The 1,329-nt window shown below is 33.0% G+C and carries 2 protein-coding genes; one reads left to right on the forward strand and one right to left on the reverse strand.

All coding sequences use genetic code 11. From position 1 onward, the window contains the following. The coding region (locus ACFVU3_RS40090) for a hypothetical protein (RefSeq protein WP_390073713.1) at positions 1-525 on the forward strand (525 nt) is incomplete at its 5' end. Between the two features lie 114 nt (positions 526-639). Here ACFVU3_RS40090 and ACFVU3_RS40095 read toward each other — a convergent pair. Beyond that, on the reverse strand, positions 640-1,329 hold a 690-nt coding region (locus tag ACFVU3_RS40095), incomplete at its 5' end, for an SDR family oxidoreductase (protein ID WP_390073714.1).

Below are 1,329 nucleotides of genomic sequence, written 5' to 3' on the forward strand. Positions count from 1 at the left end.
ATGATTATGTTCGGTTTGACATACTTTGTGGGAAGTTATTTCAGTGAAGGTGGAGACCAATTCAATTTTAAATTTTTAGGGAAGAAATTGATTCAGTCTGTACCATTAGTAACATATATCGTTATGTTTACACTAAATATGTCTAATATTCATATATGGAAGCCAGCTATAGACTTCTTCAGCATTCTTTCTAAAGCTAATATGCCATTATCTATGATATTACTAGGTGTTATGTTGAGCTTTAGCATTGATAGAGAATACTTACCTGTAACCATTAAGTATCTTTGCTTACATTATGGATTAGCTATTGTAGCAGGAACACTTGTACATTTCTTTTTACCGGTATCAGATCCAATGATTAAGACGACGTTATTAATTACATGGCTCTTACCAGTAGGTGTAGCTATCATACCTTACTCCATTCAATTTAAGTATAAGACGTTGCCATTTGTAGGGATGGTCACTAACTTAACTATAATAATTAGTATTGTTATTCTATATGTTTATCAAGCACTTTTTGTTTAGTTGTTTGTTCATTCATTTTTGAAAAATAAAATCTAATAGCAATGTATGAAAAAAGCATGCGAATGACTTATAAAAAGTCTTCGCATGCTTTTTTGAGTGTGAATTTTAAAAGGGTTATCCTTTACCACCCATAAATGCTGGATAATTAGTCATACCACCGTCAACATAAATAGTTGTACCATGAATATAGCTTGCTAAATCAGAGGCTAAAAATAATGCGACGTTTGAAATATCTTGAGCTTCACCAATTTCACGTGCTGGGATCATTTCTAACGTTTCTTCACGTGTTTTAGGATCAGAAAATTTTTCTCGAGTATGTTCAGTGACAATGGCGCCTGGAGAGATATTATTGATACGAATACCATACTGAGCATATTCCATTGACATAGTTTCCATCATTAACTTTAATCCGCCTTTACTTGCAGCGTAATTAACATAGTTAGGCCAAGGGATTGTGTCATGAACGCTTGAGGTATTGATTATGACACCTTTTTTATTTTCTTTAAGAAATTGATTAATCGCCTCACGAGAACCTGTAAATGCACCTGTTAAGTTAATATCTATGACTTTTTGCCATTCAGCATTAGACATTTCATGTGTTGGGATTGGTTTTTCAAAACCAGCATTGTTAATCATAATATCTAATGTACCAAATTGATCAACTGCTGATTGAACAAGATTTTTAACATCTTCTTCTACAGCAACATCACCTTGAACTGCAATAGCTTGTCCGCCAGCATTTTGAATCGTATTTTTTAGTTCATCTATTTCATCTAAATGACGATCAGAGCGATAGTTTAATAC

It is taken from the genome of Streptomyces sp. NPDC058052 (assembly GCF_042885515.1).
GTDB lineage: Bacteria > Actinomycetota > Actinomycetes > Streptomycetales > Streptomycetaceae > Streptomyces.